At 63.9% G+C, this 20,370-nt stretch carries 23 protein-coding genes and 1 pseudogene; 16 read left to right on the forward strand and 8 right to left on the reverse strand.

The genetic code is table 11. The annotated features are described in order from the left end of the window. Positions 1 to 262 precede the first annotated feature (262 nt). Positions 263 to 901, reverse strand: coding sequence for a class I SAM-dependent methyltransferase (locus ONR75_RS28925; RefSeq protein WP_265080270.1), 639 nt, complete (start codon positions 899 to 901; stop codon positions 263 to 265). A gap of 16 nt (positions 902 to 917) precedes the next feature. Further along, complete coding sequence (mnmA, locus tag ONR75_RS28930) at positions 918 to 2,120, reverse strand: tRNA 2-thiouridine(34) synthase MnmA (RefSeq protein ID WP_265080271.1); 1,203 nt, start codon at positions 2,118 to 2,120, stop codon at positions 918 to 920. Here mnmA and ONR75_RS28935 point away from each other — a divergent pair. The 9 genes and pseudogenes from ONR75_RS28935 to ONR75_RS28975 all read left to right on the forward strand — a co-directional run bounded on the left by ONR75_RS28935 (position 2,119) and on the right by ONR75_RS28975 (position 10,634). Then, a complete protein-coding gene (locus ONR75_RS28935) occupies positions 2,119 to 2,358 on the forward strand; it encodes a hypothetical protein (protein ID WP_265080272.1) in 240 nt (79 codons plus the stop codon). The two genes, mnmA and ONR75_RS28935, sit on opposite strands and share 2 nt — an antisense overlap. Before the next feature lie 717 nt (positions 2,359 to 3,075). After that, positions 3,076 to 4,008, forward strand: coding sequence for a flagellar hook-length control protein FliK (locus tag ONR75_RS28940; RefSeq protein WP_265080273.1), 933 nt, complete (start codon positions 3,076 to 3,078; stop codon positions 4,006 to 4,008). A gap of 10 nt (positions 4,009 to 4,018) precedes the next feature. Next, positions 4,019 to 4,744, forward strand: a complete 726-nt coding sequence (locus ONR75_RS28945) for a flagellar hook assembly protein FlgD (RefSeq protein WP_265080274.1) — start codon at positions 4,019 to 4,021, stop codon at positions 4,742 to 4,744. Between the two features lie 303 nt (positions 4,745 to 5,047). Continuing rightward, positions 5,048 to 5,321, forward strand: a pseudogene (locus ONR75_RS28950) (DUF1153 domain-containing protein). 176 nt (positions 5,322 to 5,497) lie between these two features. After that, the gene (fliF, locus tag ONR75_RS28955; RefSeq protein ID WP_265080275.1) at positions 5,498 to 7,111 is read left to right on the forward strand and encodes a flagellar basal-body MS-ring/collar protein FliF; all 1,614 of its coding nucleotides are present in this window, start codon (positions 5,498 to 5,500) and stop codon (positions 7,109 to 7,111) included. A gap of 5 nt (positions 7,112 to 7,116) precedes the next feature. Further along, positions 7,117 to 8,205 carry a flagellar motor switch protein FliG gene (fliG, locus tag ONR75_RS28960; protein WP_265080276.1) on the forward strand — a complete coding sequence of 363 codons (1,089 nt, stop codon included), beginning with the start codon at positions 7,117 to 7,119 and terminating at the stop codon, positions 8,203 to 8,205. After that, positions 8,205 to 8,840, forward strand: a complete 636-nt coding sequence (locus ONR75_RS28965) for a FliH/SctL family protein (RefSeq protein ID WP_265080277.1) — start codon at positions 8,205 to 8,207, stop codon at positions 8,838 to 8,840. The genes fliG and ONR75_RS28965 overlap by 1 nt, the downstream gene beginning before the upstream one ends. A gap of 10 nt (positions 8,841 to 8,850) precedes the next feature. Continuing rightward, the gene (gene fliN / locus ONR75_RS28970; protein WP_413776401.1) at positions 8,851 to 9,198 is read left to right on the forward strand and encodes a flagellar motor switch protein FliN; all 348 of its coding nucleotides are present in this window, start codon (positions 8,851 to 8,853) and stop codon (positions 9,196 to 9,198) included. 56 nt (positions 9,199 to 9,254) lie between these two features. Continuing rightward, complete coding sequence (locus tag ONR75_RS28975; RefSeq protein ID WP_265080278.1) at positions 9,255 to 10,634, forward strand: sigma-54 interaction domain-containing protein; 1,380 nt, start codon at positions 9,255 to 9,257, stop codon at positions 10,632 to 10,634. 142 nt (positions 10,635 to 10,776) lie between these two features. Here ONR75_RS28975 and ONR75_RS28980 read toward each other — a convergent pair whose 3' ends face one another. Both ONR75_RS28980 and ONR75_RS28985 read right to left on the reverse strand, forming a co-directional pair. Continuing rightward, a complete protein-coding gene (locus ONR75_RS28980; protein WP_265080279.1) occupies positions 10,777 to 10,932 on the reverse strand; it encodes a hypothetical protein in 156 nt (51 codons plus the stop codon). After that, the gene (locus ONR75_RS28985; RefSeq protein ID WP_265080280.1) at positions 10,929 to 11,315 is read right to left on the reverse strand and encodes a DUF4345 domain-containing protein; all 387 of its coding nucleotides are present in this window, start codon (positions 11,313 to 11,315) and stop codon (positions 10,929 to 10,931) included. The genes ONR75_RS28980 and ONR75_RS28985 overlap by 4 nt, the downstream gene beginning before the upstream one ends. A 180-nt stretch (positions 11,316 to 11,495) precedes the next feature. Between ONR75_RS28985 and ONR75_RS28990 the strand changes: the two genes are divergently transcribed. From ONR75_RS28990 to ONR75_RS29015, 6 genes are all read left to right on the forward strand, one after another. Then, positions 11,496 to 12,605 carry an ATP-dependent DNA helicase gene (locus ONR75_RS28990; protein WP_265080281.1) on the forward strand — a complete coding sequence of 370 codons (1,110 nt, stop codon included), beginning with the start codon at positions 11,496 to 11,498 and terminating at the stop codon, positions 12,603 to 12,605. Between the two features lie 115 nt (positions 12,606 to 12,720). Continuing rightward, the gene (locus ONR75_RS28995) at positions 12,721 to 13,128 is read left to right on the forward strand and encodes a BA14K family protein (protein WP_265080282.1); all 408 of its coding nucleotides are present in this window, start codon (positions 12,721 to 12,723) and stop codon (positions 13,126 to 13,128) included. Between the two features lie 205 nt (positions 13,129 to 13,333). Further along, on the forward strand, positions 13,334 to 14,053 hold the full coding sequence (gene msrA, locus ONR75_RS29000; RefSeq protein WP_265080283.1) for a peptide-methionine (S)-S-oxide reductase MsrA: 720 nt from the start codon (positions 13,334 to 13,336) through the stop codon (positions 14,051 to 14,053). 75 nt (positions 14,054 to 14,128) lie between these two features. Beyond that, a complete protein-coding gene (msrB, locus tag ONR75_RS29005) occupies positions 14,129 to 14,542 on the forward strand; it encodes a peptide-methionine (R)-S-oxide reductase MsrB (protein ID WP_265080284.1) in 414 nt (137 codons plus the stop codon). A gap of 149 nt (positions 14,543 to 14,691) precedes the next feature. Then, entirely contained in the window at positions 14,692 to 15,072 is a 381-nt protein-coding gene (locus tag ONR75_RS29010) for a hypothetical protein (RefSeq protein WP_265080285.1), read from the forward strand. Between the two features lie 246 nt (positions 15,073 to 15,318). Then, positions 15,319 to 15,612 (forward strand): hypothetical protein, encoded by a 294-nt coding sequence (locus ONR75_RS29015; protein ID WP_265080286.1) that lies wholly within the window; start codon positions 15,319 to 15,321, stop codon positions 15,610 to 15,612. Between the two features lie 70 nt (positions 15,613 to 15,682). On the opposite strand, the gene ONR75_RS29020 is transcribed toward ONR75_RS29015, so the two are convergent. Then, positions 15,683 to 16,213 (reverse strand): DUF4112 domain-containing protein, encoded by a 531-nt coding sequence (locus ONR75_RS29020; protein ID WP_265080287.1) that lies wholly within the window; start codon positions 16,211 to 16,213, stop codon positions 15,683 to 15,685. 223 nt (positions 16,214 to 16,436) lie between these two features. On the opposite strand from ONR75_RS29020, the gene ONR75_RS29025 reads away from it, so the two are divergent. Beyond that, positions 16,437 to 16,946, forward strand: coding sequence for a PAS domain-containing protein (locus ONR75_RS29025; RefSeq protein WP_265080288.1), 510 nt, complete (start codon positions 16,437 to 16,439; stop codon positions 16,944 to 16,946). Between the two features lie 35 nt (positions 16,947 to 16,981). Here ONR75_RS29025 and ONR75_RS29030 read toward each other — a convergent pair whose 3' ends face one another. The 3 genes from ONR75_RS29030 to ONR75_RS29040 all read right to left on the reverse strand — a co-directional run bounded on the left by ONR75_RS29030 (position 16,982) and on the right by ONR75_RS29040 (position 20,268). Further along, positions 16,982 to 17,371 carry a DUF5413 family protein gene (locus ONR75_RS29030; protein ID WP_265080289.1) on the reverse strand — a complete coding sequence of 130 codons (390 nt, stop codon included), beginning with the start codon at positions 17,369 to 17,371 and terminating at the stop codon, positions 16,982 to 16,984. A 101-nt stretch (positions 17,372 to 17,472) separates the two neighbouring features. Then, positions 17,473 to 18,711 (reverse strand): GGDEF domain-containing protein, encoded by a 1,239-nt coding sequence (locus ONR75_RS29035; RefSeq protein ID WP_265080290.1) that lies wholly within the window; start codon positions 18,709 to 18,711, stop codon positions 17,473 to 17,475. A 276-nt stretch (positions 18,712 to 18,987) separates the two neighbouring features. Continuing rightward, positions 18,988 to 20,268: a GGDEF domain-containing protein gene (locus ONR75_RS29040; protein ID WP_265080291.1), complete on the reverse strand. Its 1,281-nt coding sequence runs from the start codon at positions 20,266 to 20,268 to the stop codon at positions 18,988 to 18,990. Between the last annotated feature and the right edge of the window lie 102 nt (positions 20,269 to 20,370).

A 20,370-nucleotide genomic window follows, 5' to 3' on the forward strand; every position in this document is an offset into this window, starting at 1 on the left:
AGCTTGTCCCCGAGTGGTTCGGCGCGTTGGCCGGCGGAGCCGCCCGGCTCGACCGTTCCTTGCGGGTTGGTCCGGGTCGGCACGCAGTTTGTAGATGGGCGCGGCGGCGTCGCAGTCGGCGCGGGCGGAGTAGCCGTCGGCGGCGCCTGCGCGAAAGCGGCGCTGGAGCAGGCCAGAAGGGCTGCGAGAAAGATCGACCGTTTCATCAGCATGGTGACAAAACGGAATTCCGGACCCGATGTTCCCGGTCAAAACGCCGCGGTCAGGACTTGTGGTAGCGGATCAGCGAAAAATGACCCAATGGTTCGATCGGACGGTGCTCGGTAAGCGTGACGCCGCCGTGACCGGCGGCCCATTTCACGAGGCGCCCCCAGGGAAATTCCGGACGCCAGCCAAGCCGCCGCGCCAGCGGTGCGAAGGCCAGTTCGAACACCCGGCGAAAACCGCTTTCCGCACCGATGTGATTGGCCAGGATCAGTTCGCCGCCCGGCTTCAGGACGCGAATGAACTCATCCAGCGTCGCTTCGGGATCGGGGACCGCGGTGATGACATACTGCGCCACCACGGCGTCAAAGTATGAATCCGGAAAAGCGAGATTCTTGGCGTCCATCACCGCCAGCGATTCTACATTGCTGAGGTTGAGGGCGCGGACCCTGTCATGCGCCTTGCGCAGCATCGGCTCCGAGATATCCACGCCGCAGATTTTCGTGGTGCGTGCATAGTCGGTCAGCGACAGGCCGGTGCCGACGCCCACGTCAAGAATCCGTCCGCCGATCCTGTTGGCTTCCACGATCGTGGCCTGCCGGCCGGGATTGAATACCTTGCCAAATACAACGTCGTAGATCGGTGCCCAGAGCCCGTAGGCCTTGGCGACACCCGCGCGATCAATATCGCCAGCCATTTCGTGCCCTGAACTCTTAAACGCGCAACGCTGTCACCAGCGACTGCGGGACATTAGCATCACGCAACGGGATACCGACAGGGCTTTTCGCCGCAGCGCTTTTGATGAAGCCGCCGCCAAGCACGCGTGCCTGCCCGCCCACCGCGTCATAGAACACACAGGCCTGACCGGGCGACACGCCCTCCTCACCGCCGACCAGTTCGACTTCGTAGCCGCCATCGGTCGCGCGCAGCCAGGCCGCCTGCGCCGCCCGGGTGGAGCGAACCTTGACGAACATCTCCAGCCCGTCACCGACCGCGCGGTCGAGCGTGCCGCCGCCGATCCAGTTGATATCGCGCAGCGCGATACGGTGCATCCGCAGCGCCTCGCGCGGGCCGACCACGACGCGGGCCGTCGAGGCGTCCAGCCGCACCACATAAAGCGGCGTGCTGGATGCGATGCCGAGACCGCGGCGCTGGCCGACTGTGAAATGAATGATGCCTTCGTGACGGCCGAGCACGCGCCCGTCGAGGTCGACGATGTCGCCCGGCGCCAGCGCGTTCGGCTTCATGCGCTCGATGACGTCGGTGTACTTGCCCGAGGGCACGAAGCAGATGTCCTGGCTGTCCTGCTTGTCGGCCACCGACAGACCGAACCGTCGCGCCAGTTCGCGTGTCTGCGGCTTGGTCATGTCGCCGAGCGGAAAGCGCAGGTAGTCGAGCTGTTCCTGGGTGGTGGCAAACAGGAAGTAACTCTGGTCGCGATCGGCGTCGGCGGCGCAGACCAGCGCGCGCGAGCCGTCATCGAGGCGGCGCGACGCAACATAGTGGCCGGTGGCCAGCGCCGAGGCGCCAAGCTCGCGCGCAGTCGCGAGCAGATCGCGGAACTTGACCGAGCGGTTGCACTCGATACATGGCACCGGCGTCTCGCCCGAGGCATAACTGGCCGCAAAATTGTCGATCACCGATTCCCGGAACCGGCTCTCGTAGTCGAGCACATAGTGCGGAATGCCAATCCGCTCGGCGACGTCGCGGGCGTCATGGATGTCCCGGCCGGCGCAGCAGGCGCCCTTGCGATGGGTCGCGGCGCCATGATCGTAGAGCTGCAGCGTGATGCCGACGACGTCGTAACCTTCGGACTTCAACAGCGCAGCCGTCGCCGAGGAGTCGACGCCGCCCGACATGGCGACAACGACCCTAGTGTCCTGCGGACGGCCTTCGAGGTCCAGACTGTTGAGCATGGTTCCGGTCATTGATGCGAATGCGGGGCTGCGAACCGCCGCACTCAGGAAGCTGAAGCAAATTCCGGAACTTGAAGCCATTCCGGCGCTGGCAAGGATGCCCGACGTTAATATAGGCCGACTTCCTGTCAGGCAATCACGGCAAGGCCGTTTTGCAGCCCGGCAAACGGCAAATCTTGCCGCCGGGCAGAACAAGACCATCGGAAGTCGGGCCTCAAGTCACGATCACATTCTGTAACTATATGAAATATATGAACTTTTCTAACCCGACACAGATGGCCCGCTCCTTGCTGAGTAGAAGCTGGAATTCATCTGGAAGGGCCGCCCGTGGTTAGCGTTACAACAGATCCTGCCTCAGCTGCCTCTCGTCAGGCTTCGCGGTCGAAGTCGGCGCGCGACGAGCAGACGACAGGACAGGACAGCTTTGCGGCATTGGTCGACAGCAATTCTGCAAACAACGCCACCGCTGCGTCGACTCCTCCACGGCGGCGCCCGCACCGGCGCGCCCCGATGACAGATCTGGCTCCGACGCCCGGTCGGCGCGGGACGACAGCCGTGCAGCCAGCGCCAATGCTGCGGATGTGCGCGACCGGGACACCCAGGCGAACAAGACCGCCGACGCGGCGAAGGACGCCAAAGCAGACGCCGCCGACGCCAAGGCGACCAAGGACAACCAGAAGCCCCCGCCAAGGATTCAGATTCATCGGCCAAAGACGCCACCAAGGCTGATAGCGACAAGCAGTCCGCGGGTGACAAGGGCAAAGACGCAAATACGACGACAGCAACCCCGGCGACTGCGACGCCCGCCACCGTTGCCGTCGTCGCTCCCGTACCTGCCGCGATAGCTACGACCGACACCACGGCAACTCCCGCGACCGCAGAAGCGGCGGGCGCGACCCAGTCGGCGACGGCTGCTGCCGCGGCGCTTGCCGCCAAGGCCGCTGCTACCGAGGCAGTGGCCACCGGGGCCACAGCCACCTCCACGGCGGAGCAGGCAGCTGCGACCAGCGCGACGACGGCGTCCGACCAGGATTTCGCCGCCATCATCGCCGCGGCAACGCCCGCTGCCGGCAAGGCCGGCTTGAAGCAGGCCGGAAAATCCGCCGATGACACGACGGCTGCCACCGCCAAATCCGCAACCGCGGATCCCTTGACGACAACCTCCGCGACGCACCCAGCCAACGGGACGACCGCGCCGGCGACTGGCGCAAAGCCCAACAATGCCGGCACCGAAACCGCCAAGCCGGACGCTGCCCCCGTCGAACTCGCCCCGGCCAAGACAGCCGGGCACGATCGCCACAGCGCAGATGCTGCTTCCGCGGCCCAGGGCAGCCAGGCTGATGCCGGTCAGCTCGCCGCAAACAATGTCCAGCAACAGCCGGTGCTACCTTCCGCGACGGATACAGCCCCGGCCCTTCAATTGACCGCCAATGCCGCCCCCACCGCGCCGGTACCGCTCAACGGCATCGCGGTGCAGATCGCCGCCACTGCGCAGGCCGGCAACACCCGCTTCGAAATCCGCCTCGATCCCGCCGAACTCGGCCGTATCGACGTGCGCCTCGATGTCGACCGTCACGGCAACGTCACCTCGCATCTGACGGTCGAAAAAGCGGAGACGCTGGCAATGCTGCGCCAGGACGCACCGCAGTTGCAGCGCGCGCTGGAGCAGGCCGGCATGAAGACCGCTGACGGCGGCCTGCAATTCAGCCTGCGCGACCAATCCTCGTCAGGCCAGCAGAACGGCAACGGTCAGAACGCCAACGGTGAGTCAGGTCGCAATACGCAGCGCGTGATCGTCACTGAAGACAATGTCATTCCCGCCGCCGTCGCAGGCCGCAACTACGGCCGCATGCTGGGATCCAGCAGCGGCGTCGACATCAGAATCTGAGGAGAGAACCATGGCGATTGATGCAACCATTGCAAAGCCGGTCGTCTCCGCGCCGGCCACTCCGAGCACCACCGGGACCGACACCACCGCGAGCACAACGACGGGGATCGCGGATAATTTCCAGACCTTCCTGACGCTGCTGACCACCCAGTTGAAGAACCAGAATCCGCTCGACCCGCTGGACACCAACCAGTTCACCCAGCAGCTCGTGCAGTTCGCGGGCGTCGAGCAGCAGTTGAAGTCGAACGACCAGTTGAAGTCGCTGGTCGCGCTTCAGAAGAGCTCGCAGGCGACCGAAGCGCTGGTCTACGTCGGCAACACCGTTTCTGTCGACGGCAGCACGACGAAGTTCGATCAGAAGGCGACCTGGAATATGACGGCGGCGAAGGATACCAGCGCTGTCATCAGCATTACGAACTCGGCCGGAAACACCGTTTACAGCGGCAATTTCAACATCAAGTCGGGCGGTTCGAGCTTCCTGTGGGATGGCAAGAGCAACGACGGCACCTCCAATCCGGCCGGCGTCTACAAGCTCACTGCCACCGGCAAGGACCAGAACGGCAAGGAAGTGGCGATCTCCACGGAAGTTCAGGGCATCGTGGATTCCGTCGATCTCACCTCGAGTCCGGCGCTCCTGTCGATCGGCGGACAGAATTACACGACCGACCAGATCAAGCGTGTGGTGCGTCCGGGCACGACGACGCCGACCACACCCACGACGCCCAGCACGACCTGAGCCTGGCGAACGCTGGGGCGGGTTTGGATCCCGCGGGGCTTACAATTCGCATCAGCACGGTCCTCCGGCGGATTGCGTCAGCGGGCGCTGACTGCGGCGCCAGTTTGTCGGCCTCGCGGTGCAAAACGTCGCCCTCGATCACCGCGCTTCCGCGTCTCTCCGTCGACGAATCAGATGATTCGGTCAGCTATTCTGTCGAAATTCAACTCAATTCGTATTGGACGATTAGGCTTAGGCAAATTTTAAGTCGCTGGGCGTAGGTTCCTAGAGTGAGTTCAGTGGTTGAGAGTTTGTGAGTACGCCATGACAGAACCCCATCGCCCGAGGGTGAAATACGTCATCGGGCCTGACGGTAGTCCGTTAACAATTGCGGATCTGCCAGCGCCCGGGACAAAACGGTGGGTCATCCGCCGCAAGGCCGAAGTTGTCGCCGCCGTACGGGGGCTTGCTCTCCCTTGAGGAGGCTTGCAGCCGCTACACGCTGACCGTCGACGAATTCCTCTCCTGGCAATTCTCCATCGACCAGCATGGCCTGGCGGGGCTGCGGACGACCCGCATCCAGCAATACCGCCAATAAGCGAATCTTCTCAGGTATCGCGCATTTGACGAAAACCGGCTCCTTCACGGGAAGCCGGTGTTCGTCATTTTGGCACTGTTTGCTGGCCGTTAACCATCGTTAACCATATCGAAACCATCCCATGGGCAAAATTTGCCCAGTCGGCCATTCGCGCCGAATCTCAGGGGCTGGTTCGGGTGCAGAGTCTCATAGGTTTCCTCAAGGGTCTGGGCGCGGCACGCCTGATGGCGATGATCGCTGTCACGGCTGCGCTGATCGGCTTCTTTGCGTTCGTCATCATGCGGGTCACCACCCCCCAGATGACAACGCTTTTTACCGATCTCAGCGTTGAAGACTCCTCCGGCATCATCAAGGACCTGGAACGCCAGGCCATCCCCTACGAACTGAAGAACGACGGCGCCGCCATCATGGTGCCCAAGGACAAGGTCACCCGCCTGCGCATGAAGCTGGCCGAAGCCGGCCTGCCCAAGGGCGGCGGCGTCGGCTATGAGATCTTCGACAAGTCCGACGCCCTCGGCACCACCAGCTTTGTCCAGAACATCAATCACTTGCGCGCCCTCGAAGGCGAACTGGCGCGGACCATCCGGGCAATCGACCGGATCCAGGCCGCGCGCGTTCATCTGGTGCTGCCGGAGCGCCCGCTGTTCTCCCGCGAGACCCCGGAGCCGTCCGCCTCGATCGTGCTGCGGGTGCGCGGCGCGCTCGAGCCGCAGCAGGTTCGCGCCATCCGCCACGTCGTCGCCTCGGCCGTCAACGGGTTGAAGCCGAACCGTGTCTCGATCGTCGACGAGGCCGGACAGTTGCTCGCCGACGGCGCCGAGGGCGATCCTGCCAATGGCGGCAACGGCGACGAACGCCGCGCCGGCTTCGAAAAGCGCATGCGCAACCAGATCGAGGCAATCGTCTCTTCCATCGTCGGCGCCGGCCGCGCCCGCGTCCAGCTCACCGCCGATTTTGACTATAACAAGGTGACCCAGACCTCGGACAAGTTCGATCCGGAAGGCCGCGTCCTGCGCTCCAGCCAGTCGCGCGAAGAATCCTCGGCCTCCGGCGCCACCGACGGTGCGGTGACGGTGAACAATGAATTGCCGGGCAATCAGGGACAGGGCGGCGCCGCCGCCGCCAAGGACCAGAGCAAGAAGTCCGAAGAAACCAACAACTACGAGATTTCCCGCGTCACCAAGACGGAAGTGACCGAAGCAGGACGGGTCAACCGCATCTCGGTGGCCGTGCTGGTCGACGGGCAGTACACCAAGAACGAAAAAGGCGAGATGGTCTACCAGGAGCGCACCAAGAGCGAACTCGACCGCATCGCCACGCTGGTCCGCTCTGCCATCGGCTTCGACCAGAAGCGCGGCGACCAGGTCGAAATCGTCAACCTGAAATTCGCCGAAGCCCCCGCGGTCACACCCAATGCCGAGCCGACCGGGCTCTTCGGGATGCTGCAGTTCACCAAGGACGACGTCATGTACGTCATCGAGCTGGCGGTGATGATGCTGCTCGGCCTGGTGGTGATGTTCATGGTCATCCGTCCGCTGGTCCGCCGCATTCTCGCCAGCGATGCTGTGCCGGCGCTTGCCGCCCAGGGCGGCGTGCCGGCGCTGACCGACGGCACTGCGGTCGATGCGAGCGGCCACCCGGTCGCCCCCGGCGTCCCCAACATGATCGACGTCGCCACCATTCAGGGCCAGGTCCACGCCCAATCCGTTCACCGCGTCGGCGAACTGGCCGATCGCAATCCCAACGAAACGGCAGCCATCGTTCGCGCGTGGCTGCAGGAACCGGCGTGATCTGAATGGCAGTCCCCGCAACCACAGGCGACAACTCCAGCGATATCGCCAGCGTCGTCGCATCGCTCGCTCAGCGCCAGGGCGCCCGCGCGCCCAGCAAGCCGGTCAGCGGCCCGAAACGCGCGGCCATGCTGATGCTGGCGCTCGGCGAACAATACGGCGGCAAGGTCTGGGGACTGCTCGACGACGACGAGGTGCGCGAGCTGTCGCTGGCGATGTCCTCGCTCGGGACGGTCGAGCCGGAGACGGTCGAGGACCTGCTGCTCGAATTCGTGTCGCGGATGTCGGCATCGGGCGCCCTGATGGGCACCTTCGACGCCACCGAACGTCTGCTGCAGAAGTACCTGCCGTCGGACCGCGTCAACGGCATTATGGAAGAAATTCGTGGCCCGGCCGGCCGCAACATGTGGGAAAAACTGTCCAACGTGCAGGAGGAGGTGCTCGCCAACTACCTCAAGAATGAATACCCGCAGACCATCGCCGTGGTTTTGTCCAAGCTGAAGTCGGAGCATGCCGCCCGGGTCCTTGCGATCCTGCCCGAGGATCTCGCGCTCGACGTCGTCGGCCGCATGCTGAAAATGGAAGCCGTGCAGAAGGAAGTCATCGAGCGCGTCGAGCAGACGTTGCGGCTGGAATTCATGTCCAATCTGTCGCAAACCAGACGCCGCGATGCCCACGAGGTGATGGCCGAAATCTTTAACAATTTCGACCGCCAGACCGAAACCCGCTTCATCACCTCGCTGGAAGAAGACAATCGCGAAGCCGCCGAGCGCATCAAGGCGCTGATGTTCACCTTCGACGATCTGATCAAGCTGGATGCAGGATCGGCACAGACGCTGATGCGCAACATCGACAAGGACAAGCTCGGCATCGCGCTGAAGAGCGCCAACGAGGAGGTCCGCAACTTCTTCATGGGCAACATGTCGTCGCGCGCCGCCAAGATGCTGCTCGACGACATGGCCGCGCTCGGCCCGGTGCGACTGCGCGACGTCGACGAGGCCCAGGCGCTGCTTGTCAACCTCGCCAAGGATCTCGCCGCCAAGGGCGAGATCGTACTCACCAAGAACCGCGCCGACGACGAACTGGTGTATTGATGGCCGCTCCCGCAAAATTCCTGTTCGACGTCGATTTCGCGGTGCCCGACAAGGCGCGCGAAAAGGCTGCAACCTCGGCGGAAATCGCCGAGATGATCGCCAATGCCGAAGCCCGCGCCTATCGCAACGGATTTGACGCCGCCCAGCACGAGGCCAAGGTGGAAAGCGACCGCCGCGCCGCGCTGGCGCTGGAACAGATCGGCGTGGCGATCAGCGACATTGCCGGCCGCTTCTCCGGCATCGAGAGCCGGATGGAGACCGAAGCGGTCGACGTGGCGGTCGCCGTTGCGCGCAAGCTGTGCAGCGAACTGATTGCCGGCGAGCCGCTGACCGAAGTGATGGCGCTGGTTCATGATTGCTTCAAGCATCTGGTGGCGACGCCGCATCTCGTCGTCCGCATCAACGACCGATTATATGACGAAGCCCGCGAGCGGATCGAGAAACTGGCCAAGCAGAGCGGCTTCCAGGGCAAGCTCGTGATCCTGTCCGAGCCGGACATCGACAACGGCGATTGCAAGATCGAATGGGCCGATGGCGGCGTGCTGCTGGAACGCACGGCGATCGAAGCAAAAATTGGCGAACTCGTCGGGCGCTATATGGCGTCGCGCAACCCAACCGGCCTTGCACGGCCATGAGGACCACATCATGAGCAACGACACCCAGGTGCCGCTCCCCGATCTCAACGGCGCCGATCCGGTCGCGATGGGGGACGTCGGATACAATGAGGACGAACAGGTCACGCGCATCGCCGCCGACCTGGAAGCGGTGTTCGACGTGCCCGTGCAGGTCTCCGCGGTGCTCGGCCGCTCGAAGATGGATGTCGGCGAGTTGCTGAAGCTCGGGCCCGGCACCGTGCTGGAACTGGACCGCCGGGTCGGCGAGGCCATCGACATCTACGTCAACAACCGCCTCGTCGCGCGCGGCGAAGTGGTGCTGGTCGAGGAAAAACTCGGCGTCACCATGACCGAAATCATCAAGACCGAGCGCAGCTAACGCCATTTCAACAATCCAGCGCCGAACGGCGCGGACCACAATAACAGGAGCAAACCATGCGGCTTCTCATCGTCGGAACCCTCAAGGGCCAGCTGACTACCGCCACCAAGATCGCCATGGACAACGGCGCCTCCGTCGTCCACGCCGAGAACCTCGACCAGGCGATGGCGGTGCTGCGCGGCGGCAAGGGCGCCGACCTGCTGCTGGTCGATGTCGCGCTCGATATTCGCGACCTCGTGATGCGGCTGGAAGCTGAACATATCCACGTGCCGATCGTCGCCTGCGGCATCACCAATGACGCCCGTGCCGCAGTCGCTGCGATTCACGCCGGTGCCAAAGAATACATCCCGCTGCCGCCGGATCCGGAGCTGATCGCCGCGGTGCTGGCCGCCGTCGCCAACGACTCCCGTGACCTGATCTACCGCGACGAGGCCATGGCCAAGGTCGTCAAGCTGGCGCAGCAGATCGCCGGCTCCGATGCCTCCGTGATGATCACCGGCGAATCCGGCACCGGCAAGGAAGTGCTGGCGCGCTATGTTCACACTCGCTCGCACCGCGCCAAGAAGCCGTTCATATCAATCAACTGTGCGGCGATCCCCGAGCATCTCTTGGAATCCGAACTGTTCGGTCACGAAAAAGGCGCCTTCACCGGCGCCATCGCCCGCCGCATCGGCAAGTTCGAGGAAGCTACCGGCGGCACCCTGCTGCTCGACGAAATCAGCGAGATGGACGTCCGCCTGCAATCGAAATTGCTGCGCGCGATCCAGGAGCGGGTGATCGATCGCGTCGGCGGCACGCGCCCGGTGCCGATCGACATCCGCATCATCGCCACGTCCAACCGCAACCTGTCGGATGCGGTGCGCGAAGGCACCTTCCGCGAGGATCTGCTGTTTCGGCTCAACGTGGTCAATCTCAAGATCCCGCCGCTGCGCGACCGCCCGGCGGACATTCTCGAACTGGCCCAGCACTTCGCCAAGAAATACGCCGACGCCAACGGCGTGCCGGTGCGGCCGATCTCGGCTGAAGCCCGGCACGTGCTGACCGTCAACCGCTGGCAGGGTAACGTCCGTGAACTCGAGAACACGATGCACCGCTCGGTGCTGATGGCCACGGGCGACGAGATCGGTGCCGATGCCATTCTCACGCCTGACGGCGATCGTCTCGATCTGGCAAAGACCGCACCGGCCGTAGCGCATGCGACCCTCGCTGCCGAACAGGTCACCCGCTCCCTGGTCGGTCGCACCGTTGCCGATGTGGAGCGCGATCTCATTCTCGAGACGTTGAAGCATTGCCTCGGCAACCGCACCCATGCCGCGAATATTCTGGGCATCTCGATCCGCACCCTGCGCAACAAGCTCAACGAATATGCCGATGGCGGCCTGCCGATCACACCGGCCGGTTCGGGCGACTACCGCGCGATGGTCGCAACGATGTAGGCTCTTGTCCCGGACGCGATGCAATACGCAGTATTGCTTCGCAGATCCGGGACCGTCACGAACTCCGGCGCTTGTGACGGTCCCGGATCTGCGCAGCAGCGCTACGCGCTGCGGCGCGTCCGGGACACGACATCCATGCGCTTCACGAATATTTCGGCGCGTCCGGCTTGCGGAAAATCTGGATCGGTTCGCCCGGCACCAGATCATGGCGGGTGAACATCGCATAGGCATAGAGCGCCAGATAGCCGATCGACAGCGCACCGATCAGATAGATCGCCCAGATGCCGACGCGCTTCATCGGCTGAGGCCGAGCTTTGCGACATGGCGTTGCCACAGCCAGATCAGCGGCACGATCACCAGTTCGCCGAACAGGCTGAGCAGGATGCCGAGCGTTGGAACGCCGTGAGAGATCACCGACATCAGGCGCGGGATCGCGCCCAGCACCAGGATGAAGGTCACCAGCGCGATCCGCTCGCTGTGCCGTTCGATATTGGGGATCGCCGACCAGTAAATCAGCCCGATCGCCAGCAACATGCCCTTGAGGAAGCGCACATAGCTGTCCATGGTCACATCGACGGCCACGCCGCTGAAACTGGTGCCGATCAGCACGCCGGCCAGGCCGAAGCCGACCGCAGACAGTCCGGTCAGCGCTACGGCGGTTTGAAGCAGTCTGCGTTGCATGCGCGATATTCCCGGTCCGGACGATGTCGCCGGCTTTTAGCGCAGGCGGCCGCTCCTGACAACCGCAAACTGCGCGAATCCCGCCCTATTCTGCGGCTTGCACCCCGCGCCCGAATGGTTAGCTTGCCAAGGTGAGTCGCGGCCGCAACACCTGCAAGCCCTGCTTTTCCCCGAGATCCCATGCCCACTTTTACCCCGCACCAGGACGCCGCGCTCAAAGCCGTCGATGACTGGCTGAAAGCAAAACCAGGCAAGGGCAACACACCGCCGGTGTTCCGGCTGTTCGGCTATGCCGGCACCGGCAAGACCACGCTGGCGCGGCACATCGCCGACAACGTCGACGGCGAGGTCAAGTTCGCGGCATTCACCGGCAAGGCCGCTTTGGTGATGCGCAACAAGGGCTGCGACGGCGCTTCCACCATCCATTCGCTGATCTACCGCGCCCGGGAGACCGGCGAGGAACAGCCCAATTTCGAGTTGTGGGACGATGCGCCGGCCTCGAAGGCCAAGCTGATCGTGATCGACGAATGCTCCATGGTCGACGCCGATCTCGGCCGCGACCTGATGTCGTTCGACTGCCCGCTCCTGGTGCTCGGCGATCCCGCGCAGCTGCCACCCATCCAGGGCGGCGGCTTCTTCACCGATTGCGAACCCGACGTCATGCTGACAGAGGTGCATCGCCAGGCCGAGAATGACCCGATCGTGCGCATGTCCATGGACGTGCGCGAGGGCCGCGAGCTGGACATCGGCCGCTACGGCGAGAGCGAGGTGATCTCGCGCACCGAACTCGATCCGAAGCGCGTGATGGACGCCGACCAGGTGCTCTGCGGGCGCAACAACACCCGCCGCGCCTACAACACCCGGTTCCGTCTGCGGCTCGGCGTCGAAGATCCGCTGCCCGTGGCCGACGACAAGCTGGTGTGCCTGCGCAACAACCGCAAGAAGGCGCTGTTCAACGGCGGACTATGGCGCGTCAAGGCACGCGCCGCGTCGAAATCGCAGATCATCACCATGCGGCTATCGCCGGATGAGGATTTCGGCGGCAAGGTCACCAAGGTGTCGGTGCGCGCCGACTGTTTCAGCGGCGGCGTCGACCAGTTGCCGTGGGACCAGCGCAAGCCCTATGACGAATTCGACTACGGCTATGTGCTCACCGTGCACAAGAGCCAAGGCTCGCAATGGGACGACGTGGTGCTGTTCGACGAGAGCTTCGCGTTCCAGGAAAGCCGCGCGCGCTGGCTCTATACCGGCATCACACGTGCCGCCAAGCGCCTCAGCATCGTGATCTGAAGCAGCTCAGGGATGAGACCTCATGCGCTGAAACGACGCGGCGCGGTTCGAGGCTCAACTGGAACGTTGGCGCGTTAGCTTTGTTAAACCTGCATCGGATCATGCAGGAGTATTCATGCGAACGTTTCAAAAAATCACATCCGCCGTGCTGATCGGCGCCACCGCGCTGACATTTTCGGTTCCGGCTATATCCGCGCCCATGATGAACCAGGCGAGTGTGGCCAAGGCCGTTCCGTCGTCGACCGAGAACGTGCAATATTATCGCGGGCACGGCTACGGGTACGGCGGCGGTTATCGCCATGGCTACGGACACCGTGGTTACGGGCATCGTGGCGGCGGCAACGGCGCGCTTATCGGCGGATTGGCGGCGGGCGCGATCATCGGCGGCGCCATTGCGGCCGGCGCGGCGAGCAACGCCCAGGCACAGCAGAACGCCAATTACTGCGCCCAGCGCTACCGCTCCTACGATCCGGCTTCCGGCACCTATCTCAACAACGACGGCAACCGCTATCCCTGCCCGTAACATTTGAAGATCGACCGCAATCGATGCCCGGCCTTTGTGCCGGGCATTTTGCGTTCCGCCTCACGAAGTCGTGTCCGCCGCCTCGTAACGGATGGTACCTCGCCACGTATCTTCCATGACTAGATCCGGCCGAGCCAATTGCACGCTGCGCCGGAGCCTTTAGATTATCGACCGATCCGGTCGCCCTGGACCAAGAGGACATGTCATGCGCCGCTCCACCTTCAACCGCCTGTCACTGTGCGTTGCCACTGCCGTCGGCGCGCTGGCGATCGCCTCCTTCGCCGTGCCATCCTACGCGGCCGAGGACGCGGTGATCATTCCCGCACCCGCCATGGATGCACAGCCCTCCGGCACAACCGAGACCGCGGTCATCGCCGGCGGTTGCTTCTGGGGCGTGCAGGGCGTGTTTCAGCATACCAAGGGCGTCGTCAACGCCGTATCGGGCTATGCCGGCGGCACGAAGAGCACGGCGAACTATTCCGCAGTGTCTACTGGCTCGACCGGCCACGCCGAGGCTGTGGAGATCAAATACGACCCGAAGCAGATCAGCTACGGCAAGATCCTGCAGATCTATTTCTCGGTGGCGCACGACCCGACCCAGCTCAATCGCCAAGGGCCGGACAGCGGTACGCAGTATCGCTCGGAGATCTTCACCACCTCGGCCGAGCAGAAGAAGGTTGCCGAGGCCTACATCGCCCAGCTCAACGCCGCCAAGGCGTGGAAGAAGCCCATCGTCACCAAGATCAGCGCGCTGCAGGGATTTTTCCCCGCAGAAGAGTATCATCAGGACTACCTGACGCTGCACCCGAACCAGCCCTATATTGTCTATAATGACCTTCCGAAGGTCGAAAACCTGAAGAAGATCTTTGCGCAGAATTATATCGAGAAGCCGACGCTGGTCAGCAGCGCCAAGGTCACGAACTGACAGCGATCAGAACTGACCGGGGTCACGGAATGACCGGGGATCACTGACCACCCCGCGGCTTTGCAAGGAGATGACATGACCGACACGAAGATCAATCCCGGCAAGGTTGAGAAGAGCGACGCCGAATGGCGCCGCGAGCTTAGTCCCATGCAGTACGCCGTGCTGCGTGAGAAGGCGACCGAGCGGCCGTTCTCCGCCGAATACGAGCATGACCACACGCCCGGCACTTTCGTTTGCGCAGGTTGCGGCCAGACCCTGTTCGACTCCGACGCCAAGTTCGATTCCGGTTGCGGCTGGCCGAGTTTCACGCAGCCCGCTCTGGAGAGCCATGTCGACGAGGAGCGTGACATGAGCCACGGGATGGTACGGACGGAGGTGCTGTGCTCGAAGTGCAATGGCCATCTCGGTCACGTGTTTCCCGACGGCCCCGGACCGACGGGATTGCGCTATTGCATCAACTCGGCGGCCTTGAAACTTCAGCCGAAATAAATAGCTGGACGTTATCGAACTGTCTCAATGCCCCGTGCGACCAACATTGGTTGCGCGGGGCGTTTCTGTCCTGAAGACAGTTCGATGCCTCATATTGCGACACGCCTCATTCGCGTGCACGCGCTGAAGAACAATAAGAAAGCACTGCTATGTCGACCCGTTCCAACCGCTGGCTGTTGGGCTTTGCCTGCGCCGGCCTGATGTTCGAGACCATTGTCTCCCATCCCGCCCTCGCCACCGACAAGGTCTCGCTGTTCAAGATCATCACGGCGAAAGACGAAATCGTGATCGGCATGACCGATGACGAACTGGCCAAGCTGCAGAGCAAGACCGCCGGCGGCGTGGCCCGGCACCTGATCGACCGCGGCGCCATCACGGTGTGGCAATATGCGGTGCGCAAGGCCGAGGCCGGCGCGCTGGAACAAGCGCCTTTGCGCCAGGTGGGACTGCTGTCGAACGACGCGCTCCGCGTGGAGCCCTACACGACACCGCTGAAAATCGTCCCGATCCCCGACAACAGCGGGCAATAATTCGCCTCCGGATCGCCGCATCCTAGCGTTGAATCGTCGTAAGACGTTGAATTCGTAACCCTTATTGCGTCAAACCACCGCGCTGCCGGCGATTCATCATGCTGCGTGGCGGGTGTCGCATTTCTGTGAAACGTGCTTATATTAGGGTCTGTCCTTGAAATGATGTCCGGCGGGAAATCGCCGACGCGCGTGATCGCGCCATTCTCCGTCATTTCGCTTTGCGTACTTTCATAGAGGTCACTGACCATGGCTGCTTTTAGCTACAACACTGCCGCAGAACTGTTTCCCGCCGCGATCCGCAAGAAGAAGCGTGCCGGCTTCGCCTATCGTCGTTTCGATACCGCCGCCGCGGCGGTGCAGTTCGCGATCGAACAGTTGCCTGCAGATTCGCTGAATGGCGCCTATTTGCAGGTCGAGGAAGCACGCTTTGACCAGAGCGGGATTCGCACGCTGTACGAGAGCGAGGATTTCCCGCTTGAACGCCGCGCCCCCGAGCCGGTCGCGGAAGCCGCCGCCGACGAGTCCGTCGACGCCGCCTGATACGTTCCCCTTCAAATGATCGGTCCGGAAAACCGGCTTCGGCTTTTCCGGATCATGCCACGCAGTCGCACTAGCGCGGCTGCTTGTCGAGCCACTTCCGCAACATCCTGACATTACGGATATTGGCGCGGAACATCACATCGAAGGCATCGCCCACCACGGGCACGATTCCGACCACACCATCCAGCGCCACATTGCCGAGCATCCGCATGGTGACATGCCAGGGCGCGCCGAGCGCGCGCGCCTCGCGCACCACCCACAGCGAAATCGCGGTCGTGATGATGTCGCCGAGCACCGGGACCAGACCGATGATCCCGTCGATACCGTAGCGAATGTTGGTGCCGGGCACGATGAAGGCGACATCCAGCAGTTTCGCCAGCGCGTCCAGCCGGGCGATACGCTGCTCCCGCGTCAGGTTGCCGAACATGCTGGCTGACGCACCGTCGAACGCAAAAGCGAAGCCCCCGGCCTGCGGCCCGAATTGCTCCGGCCGCACCTCGCGACCGTCCTGATCGATGATCGGACCGCGCGCAGCGCCGCTCTGCCGGGAATCGCGCGGCGGAGACGACGATGATGATGTGTAGCTGCGATCACTTTGCATGACGCTGACATGGGGAGCCTATGCGGGGTGCGCAAGTTGCGTCATGGCGTCGCGTTACACAACTGCGGATGCAGCGCCACGCGGTCGATAAGTTCGCTGAACGACTCCGGAAGTGACTTGCATCACACTCAACCAATGTCGTACGACGAATTTCTCGAATTCTATTCCTCCGGTATGCCACATGCGATATTCTCACACGATGAGAAGCGCTGGGGAGCGAATTATGGGACGACCACTGGGCGATGTGTGCCTCGACATCGCGAGCTACGCCCGCGAGCGGAAGCACGAATTCCTGTCCTACATCCTGCGGCTCGCGGCCGCCGAGGCCTACAAAAGCGCCGACGAGGAAAGCTTCGATCTGGCGATGCCGCGGAAATTCTCGCCGTCGGACCTGATCGCCGGTATCTGGGACTGGGACATCAGCCACGATCGCAACCATGGCGACGCCAGTTGCGCGGAGCTGTTCAGCATCGACCCGCAGCGCGCCGCACGCGGCCTGCCGGTGAGCGCCTATCTCGACGCCATCCATCCCGACGACATCGGCCGCGTCAAGCAGAAGCTGGCCGACGTGACGCGGCTTGGCGGCGTCTATCAGGTCGAGCACCGGGTGATCAGGAACGACCGGCTCTACTGGGTTTTTGCGCGCGGCCATTGCACGCTCGACAGGCACGGCCGCCCTGTGCGGCTGCCCGGTGCGCTGGTCGACATCACGCACGAAAAGGCGATGCACTGAGGCGGCACTCGCCCGCAAGAGACCTCGCGGGGCTTCTAGACCTGCTGCTCCTTCCGCGACCAGCCGGTCCACGACAGCAGCGAGCAGATCGCCGCCGGCACCGCGCCGACCAGGCCGAAGGTGAGGAATTGCGGAGCGTGGACCTGGCCCGGTGCGGTGTTGAGCCACAGCAGCGCAATCACAGCGAGATAGCCATTCAGCGCCGAGGTGGCGACCTTGGCGAGCAGCGGGATGCGTTCGCACAGCCACCAGTCCTCCAGCCACATGATCAAGGCCGGCACGATGCCGAACAGGTAGGCGAAGGGCAGCCCTATCAGCAGACCGGGAAAGCCGCCAAAGATCTTGCCGCCGGCGATGTCGCGCAGCACGAACACGATGAAGCCGATCACCGGACCCAGCAGAACGAAAATCACAAAGCGCTTCATGTCACCTCCGTACCGCAGCGCTATGCCGTGGCGGCGTGACGATTGTCCTTGCGGTTTGGCGAAGCGTCAATGGCGGCCTGCCGGCACGGCTCGAGTTTTGTCTACGCGCTCTTGCGCAGGCTGGCCGGCGAGCGCTTCGCGCCGTCGGTGCCGCCCGGGGCCAGTTCGGGGGCGGGTTCGAACAGCGCGTAGCGATTCTTGCCGTCGTTCTTCGCGGCATACAACGCCTGGTCGGCGGCGGCCACCAGCCGGTCCGGATAGTGGCCGATCTGCGGCGTCCACTCCGCAACGCCGATCGAGGCGGCGATCGGAATCTCGTCGCCGATGCAGCCGGCAGCATCCTCGCGGCAGGCATCGAGCACGCGGTGGGCGATCGCTCCACCCTCGATCAGGGTGGTGGCCGGCAGCACGATGCAGAATTCGTCGCCGCCGGTGCGCGCCAGGAGGTCGCCGGGGCGCAGCCGCGACTGCACCATCAAGGTGAAGTGCCGCAGGCAGTCGTCGCCAGCGGCATGGCCGAAGCCGTCATTGATTTCCTTGAAGCCGTCGAGATCGATCGCCAGCAGGGCAAACGGCTTTTGCGAGCGTTGCGACACCGCGCATTCTTCCTGCAGGCGCTGCAGGAAGTGGCGGCGATTGGCAACGCCGGTCAGGTCGTCGATCAGCGCCAGATCGGCGACCTCGGCGCGCAGCGCGTCGATCGCCATCATCAGGAAACCGAAATTCCACGCCATCGACAGGAACACCAGCACCAGCACCAGCGCCGCCTGCAACGCGTTGTAGTGCAGGAAGTCGATGTGGCCACCAACACCCAGCAGCGCCGCCGCCGAGCGCATCACATAGGCTGCCACCATCAGCACCGAGATCGAGCCGGCCAGCCGGGCGCCGGGATTGCTGCGACCGTCGGCCGGCGCGCGCAGCAGCAGGCCGAGCGTCATCACCGTCGGGACCGCCTGACCCAGCGAATAGACCGTGATGCGCATCGCAATGTTGTCATGCACGAGCGAGAAGAACGCCAGTCCGGCGGCGCTGAGCGCGACGGTGACCACGGGGAGGCGCCAGCTTACCGGGCGGCCATAGAAGCGCTGGATACCCATCACCGCGAAGCAGCCCGCGAGGATCATGGTCAGGGTGCCGACCAGCAGCGGGACCGTGGAATCCACCAGGCCGCCGCCGCGCAGCAGCCCCGCCGCGGCGCCGAACGCCCCGGCCAGCGCCGACGCGGTCCAGTACTTGGCCGCGGAAAAATTCGGATAGCTGCGCGTCACATAGGCCCAGATCAGGCCCACGGCGAGAAAATTGGAGGTAAATACCAGCCACAGGGTCGGGACGCTCAGCATGGCCGGCTCGCAACATTCTGTGCCTTGGCTGTGCTCAACTTGGCATCCTCATCCGGCGACTTCCGCCGCTGCTAAATGGCACCCCGACGGTTAATGGACTCCTGATCGAGTTCCAGAATCCAACGGGTTGGTTGTAAAATCGTGAAGCAAGAACTACCGGCAAATTAAGCATGCCAGCGCAGCGCGACGCAGACGCGACGGCGTCCGCAACTGTTATCGCGGCGCCTGCGGTTGCACGCAAGGGCGACCCTGCCGCTTCCGTCCCGCGACCGCCGTTCAGCCGGTCGAGCGCATCCTGGACAAGGTCGGGACCAGCGGCGGTCCGCCCGGTGCGTGCGGAAGCGGACGTAACAACTCTTGTCCGTCCGATGCTGCGTCGGAGTGGCTGTCCAGCAGCGGGCCGAGCACGCTGTCGAACAGCGCGTAGCAGTTCTTGCCGTGGTTCTTGGCGAGGTAGAGCGCCTGGTCGGCCGCGACCATCATCGGCTCGGGCTGCTGGCCGATCGACGGCGTCCATTGCACCAGCCCCATCGAGGCCGCGATGGGAATGGGGCTGCCTTCCGCGCCGGAACGGCACGCATCGAGGATGCGGCGGGCCATGGCCGCGCCTTCGGTCAGCGTGGTGGCCGGCAAGACGATGCAGAACTCGTCGCCGCCGGTGCGGGCCAAGAGATCGCGGAGGCGCAGCCGCGCCTGCACCAGCGCCGAGAACCGGCGCAGGCAATCGTCGCCGGCGGCGTGGCCGAAGCTGTCGTTGATCCCCTTGAAGCCGTCGAGATCGATCGCCACCAGGACGAACGTTTTTTGCGAACGCTGCGACGCCGTGCATTCCTGCTGCAGGCGCTGCAGGAAATGCCGGCGGTTGGCCACCCCGGTGAGGTCGTCGGTCAGAGCGAGGCTGATCACCTCGTCGCGCAGCCGGCCGATGGCCATCAGCAGGAAGCCGAAATTCCACGCCGTCCCGAGCAGGATCAGCACCAGCGTGAAGGCGGCCTGCACGGTGTTCAGTTCGACCAGTTGCACCGAGCCGCCGACATTCCCCAGCGACAGGGCGGTGCGGATCGCGCCAACGACGATCATCGCGATGCCGATGCCTGCCGTGACCCGGGCCCCGGGATCGACGGCCTGACGGCGCTGCGACAGTTGCGGCGCCAGCGCCAGCGCCAGCACCATTGACTGGCACACAGAATGAATTGCGATGCGCACCCCGATGTCGTCGCGCCAGAGCAGGAACACCGCCAGGCCAACGACCTCGACGACGACGATGATCAGGCAGGGCAACCATGCGATGTCGCGGCCATAGAAGCGCCGGATGCCGGCGGCGCCGAGGCAGCTCGACAGCATGATCAGCCCGTTGCCGAGCAGCACCGGGATCACCGGATCGATCATGCCGCGCATCGCCCCCACGACAGCGCTGAGCGCGGCGACGGCGGCGCAGCCGACCCAGAACCGCGCCGCGATGAACTTCGGATAGATATAGGCCACGCACGCCCAGACCACGCCGAGCGCGGCGAAGTTGACCACCGCGAGGATCCAGACGCCGCCGGGGGTCAGCATCGCAGCATCGCCATGTCTGTCGCCTCGATCCCGATCGTCACGACGTCCTCACCATACCTGTCGCGGGGCAGAAAATGCAGCCAAGGCATTAATGGACCCTGA

Source organism: Rhodopseudomonas sp. P2A-2r (assembly GCF_026015985.1).
In the GTDB taxonomy this organism is placed as follows: Bacteria; Pseudomonadota; Alphaproteobacteria; order Rhizobiales; family Xanthobacteraceae; genus Tardiphaga.

Coding starts and splice junctions, on each gene's coding strand:
- ONR75_RS28925 (WP_265080270.1), bottom strand. CDS start 901: ATGGCTGGCGATATTGATCGCGCGGGTGTCGCCAAGGCCTACGGGCTC.
- ONR75_RS28935 (WP_265080272.1), top strand. CDS start 2,119: ATGGTTCCGGTCATTGATGCGAATGCGGGGCTGCGAACCGCCGCACTC.
- mnmA (WP_265080271.1), bottom strand. CDS start 2,120: ATGCTCAACAGTCTGGACCTCGAAGGCCGTCCGCAGGACACTAGGGTC.
- ONR75_RS28945 (WP_265080274.1), top strand. CDS start 4,019: ATGGCGATTGATGCAACCATTGCAAAGCCGGTCGTCTCCGCGCCGGCC.
- fliG (WP_265080276.1), top strand. CDS start 7,117: ATGGCAGTCCCCGCAACCACAGGCGACAACTCCAGCGATATCGCCAGC.
- ONR75_RS28965 (WP_265080277.1), top strand. CDS start 8,205: ATGGCCGCTCCCGCAAAATTCCTGTTCGACGTCGATTTCGCGGTGCCC.
- fliN (WP_413776401.1), top strand. CDS start 8,851: ATGAGCAACGACACCCAGGTGCCGCTCCCCGATCTCAACGGCGCCGAT.
- ONR75_RS28975 (WP_265080278.1), top strand. CDS start 9,255: ATGCGGCTTCTCATCGTCGGAACCCTCAAGGGCCAGCTGACTACCGCC.
- ONR75_RS28980 (WP_265080279.1), bottom strand. CDS start 10,932: ATGAAGCGCGTCGGCATCTGGGCGATCTATCTGATCGGTGCGCTGTCG.
- ONR75_RS28985 (WP_265080280.1), bottom strand. CDS start 11,315: ATGCAACGCAGACTGCTTCAAACCGCCGTAGCGCTGACCGGACTGTCT.
- ONR75_RS28990 (WP_265080281.1), top strand. CDS start 11,496: ATGCCCACTTTTACCCCGCACCAGGACGCCGCGCTCAAAGCCGTCGAT.
- ONR75_RS28995 (WP_265080282.1), top strand. CDS start 12,721: ATGCGAACGTTTCAAAAAATCACATCCGCCGTGCTGATCGGCGCCACC.
- msrA (WP_265080283.1), top strand. CDS start 13,334: ATGCGCCGCTCCACCTTCAACCGCCTGTCACTGTGCGTTGCCACTGCC.
- msrB (WP_265080284.1), top strand. CDS start 14,129: ATGACCGACACGAAGATCAATCCCGGCAAGGTTGAGAAGAGCGACGCC.
- ONR75_RS29010 (WP_265080285.1), top strand. CDS start 14,692: ATGTCGACCCGTTCCAACCGCTGGCTGTTGGGCTTTGCCTGCGCCGGC.
- ONR75_RS29015 (WP_265080286.1), top strand. CDS start 15,319: ATGGCTGCTTTTAGCTACAACACTGCCGCAGAACTGTTTCCCGCCGCG.
- ONR75_RS29020 (WP_265080287.1), bottom strand. CDS start 16,213: ATGCAAAGTGATCGCAGCTACACATCATCATCGTCGTCTCCGCCGCGC.
- ONR75_RS29025 (WP_265080288.1), top strand. CDS start 16,437: ATGGGACGACCACTGGGCGATGTGTGCCTCGACATCGCGAGCTACGCC.
- ONR75_RS29030 (WP_265080289.1), bottom strand. CDS start 17,371: ATGAAGCGCTTTGTGATTTTCGTTCTGCTGGGTCCGGTGATCGGCTTC.
- ONR75_RS29035 (WP_265080290.1), bottom strand. CDS start 18,711: ATGCTGAGCGTCCCGACCCTGTGGCTGGTATTTACCTCCAATTTTCTC.
- ONR75_RS29040 (WP_265080291.1), bottom strand. CDS start 20,268: ATGCTGACCCCCGGCGGCGTCTGGATCCTCGCGGTGGTCAACTTCGCC.